The organism is Brevibacterium sp. 91QC2O2 (genome assembly GCF_024580695.1).
Lineage (GTDB): Bacteria > Actinomycetota > Actinomycetes > Actinomycetales > Brevibacteriaceae > Brevibacterium > Brevibacterium moorei.
The window spans coordinates 1-2,899 of the sequence record NZ_JANIJY010000047.1; the positions used below are offsets into that span (position 1 = coordinate 1).

Genomic DNA, 2,899 nt, shown 5'->3' on the forward strand with positions numbered 1-2,899 from the left:
GTGGTTTTGCGGTGGTGAGAGCGTTGGGGAAACGCCCGGTCCCTTTCCGAACCCGGAAGCTAAGCCCGATTGCGCTGATGGTACTGCATGCGGGAGTGTGTGGGAGAGTAGGTCACCGCCGCAATTATATTTGGTTGAGGGTCTTCGTATGGCCGGCTGGAGCTTAGCTCGCGGACCGTACGAGGGCCCTCTTCCATTCATTCACCGAGTTCCTCGGAACGGTTGACGCATTAGGGGAGCATGAAGTATTCGCCCCCGGCATAGAGCAGGGGCAGGCCAGCTCCGTCGGCCTGAGCGCAGTGTGCGACGTGGCCGACCACCAGTGTGTGTGTTTCAATCTCGAGGCGCTGAACGATCTCCATCTCGAAGACCGCCACGGCGTCGGGTATGTGGGCCGGATACCCGGTGGTGCCGTCGGCCAGCTCGACGCCGTTGAGCAGGCCATAGGTCGGCTGGCCCGGAGTCCCCAGCCACTGGGCCGTGCCCTTGTGCTGCGGTGCCAGCACGCTCAGGGTCATCCGCCGTGTGGTGTCCAGCGCATCGCCCATCCGCGAGCCCGCATAGACACTCACCGCCATGGTCGGCGGGTCGTAACTGACGTCGAGGTACGAATCGACTGTGATGGCCTGGATTGCGCCCTTGCATTCGACGCTGAGCACCGCGACGCTTTTGACTATTCTGCCTGCGACGCTCCGGTACCGTTCGGCGGTGGCATCCGCCATATCACTGCTGTTTTCCATGACGCTTCCATCCTAGAGGTCCTAGAATGGATGTCATGTCTGAACCGACCGAAACGATGCCGCGCACCGGCGGCGCTACGACGCTGGAGCGCGAAGAACTCACAGTCCCCGCCGAACCCGGCGATCATGAGCGCTTCTCCCACTACGCTCCGAAGGCCAAGATCATGGAGGCCATGGTCATGGGAACACCCGTCGTCGCCCTGTGCGGCAAGGTGTGGGTTCCCAGCCGTGATCCGGAGAAGTACCCGGTTTGCCCCACGTGCAAAGAGATCTTCGAGAAGATGCCAGAGGGCCCCAAGGATCCCAAAGGACCGAAGGAGTAAATGACGACCGCACACCGCGTACCGGGTACCAGTGCGGCCGAAAACCTGTCACCGGCGTTCCCCGAACGCGCTGCGTGGGGAACGGCCGGCAAGCTGCGCGCTTGGCAGGCCGAGGCTCTGGAAAAGTACTTCGAGACCGAGCCCAAGGACTTCCTCGCAGTGGCGACCCCCGGTGCCGGCAAGACGACTTTCGCCCTGCGTCTGGCTGCCGAGCTCCTGGCCCGTCGGGTCGTCGACCGGGTTACCGTTGTCGCTCCCACCGAACACCTCAAGGTGCAGTGGGCCGATTCGGCTGCTCGTGTCGGCATCAAACTCGACCCCAATTTCAAGAACAGCCAGGGGCGGACCGGTCGAGGGTTCCACGGGGTTGCAGTGACCTATGCCCAGGTGGCGGCGAAACCGGCCCTGCACCACAATAGGACGGCTGCCGGCCGGACCCTCGTGATCCTCGACGAGATCCATCACGCCGGGGACGCCCTGTCCTGGGGCGATGCAGTACGCGACGCCTTCGAACCGGCCAAGCGCCGTCTGGCACTGACCGGTACGCCCTTCCGGTCCGACACCTCGCCCATCCCCTTCGTCACCTACGAGGCCGATGAAGAGGGGATCAGGACCTCGCAGGCGGACTATTCCTATGGCTATTCCCGTGCCCTGCACGACGGGGTGGTGCGTCCGGTCATCTTCATGACCTACTCGGGTGAGATGCGCTGGCGGACCAAGGCCGGCGATGAGATGTCGGCGGTCCTGGGCGCCGAAGCGACCAAGGACATCCACGCACAGGCCTGGCGGACGGCCCTCGACCCGCGTGGTGAGTGGATCCCGGCGGTGCTCCGCGCCGCCGACATCCGTTTGACCGAGGTCAGACGCGCGGTGCCAGACGCCGGGGGACTGGTGATCGCCACCGATCAGCAGGTGGCCCGTGCCTATGCCAAACAGCTCAAGGAGATCACCGGCGAATCGGTGACCGTCGTGCTCTCGGACGAAGCCGGCGGCTCGGACAAGATCGAAGAGTTCCGCACGTCCACGCGCCGGTGGATGGTTGCGGTGCGCATGGTCTCCGAAGGGGTCGACGTGCCGCGCCTGGCCGTGGGCGTCTACGCGACCTCCTCATCGACGCCGTTGTTCTTCGCCCAGGCGATCGGCCGCTTCGTGCGCGCCAGGAAACGCGGGGAGACAGCATCGGTGTTCCTGCCCAGCGTGCCAGTCCTGTTGGCCCTGGCGAACTCGCTGGAGCTCGAACGCGATCACGCCCTGGACCGGCCGAAGAGCGCCGAGGATCCGGACGAGGTGGTGCTCGACGATGCTGCACTGGAACGTGCCGAACAGGGCGAGAGCGCGTCCTCGAGCCTGCTCGACGGCAATTTCGAGGCTCTCGACGCACAGGCCTCGTTCGACCGAGTGCTGTTCGACGGCGGTGAGTTCGGCACCGGCGGGGCGGTGGGCTCGGAGGAAGAGCTCGACTTCATCGGGCTGCCGGGCCTATTGGAACCCGACCAGGTCGCGATGCTGCTGCGCACCAGACAGGCCGAGCAGGTCAAACGGCAGGGGACGACCAAGACCTCGGTCCCGGAAACCCAACCGCATACCGAAGAGCTCGAACACCGCGCGCTGAAGGAGGACCGCACCAAGCTGCAGTCGATGGTGGGGGCCTGGGCACGCCGCACGGGCAAACCGCATGGCACGATCCACGTGGAACTGCGCAACGCCTGCGGGGGAGCCGGCCCTGCCCACGGTCTACTACCAGGCCTGACCCCCTCCGGGCCCTCGCCCTACCAGTGGCTCTCGCCAGACAGGTGCCCCTCGGGCCAAGTGCCCGCGCCTTACCAGTGGCTCCAC

3 protein-coding genes and 1 rRNA gene are annotated in these 2,899 nt (G+C 65.5%); 3 read left to right on the forward strand and 1 reads right to left on the reverse strand.

Annotated features, from left to right (window positions below; translation table 11 throughout):
• The first annotated feature begins 7 nt into the window (after positions 1-7).
• Positions 8-124: ribosomal RNA gene (rrf, locus tag NQ036_RS15320) — 5S ribosomal RNA — on the forward strand.
• Positions 125-230: 106 nt separating this feature from the next.
• On the opposite strand, the gene NQ036_RS15325 is transcribed toward rrf, so the two are convergent.
• Complete coding sequence (locus tag NQ036_RS15325; RefSeq protein ID WP_257059988.1) at positions 231-740, reverse strand: flavin reductase family protein; 510 nt, start codon at positions 738-740, stop codon at positions 231-233.
• Between the two features lie 35 nt (positions 741-775).
• On the opposite strand from NQ036_RS15325, the gene NQ036_RS15330 reads away from it, so the two are divergent.
• Entirely contained in the window at positions 776-1,063 is a 288-nt protein-coding gene (locus tag NQ036_RS15330) for a DUF3039 domain-containing protein (protein ID WP_257049865.1), read from the forward strand.
• On the forward strand, positions 1,064-2,899 hold a 1,836-nt coding region (locus tag NQ036_RS15335), incomplete at its 3' end, for a DEAD/DEAH box helicase (protein ID WP_257059991.1).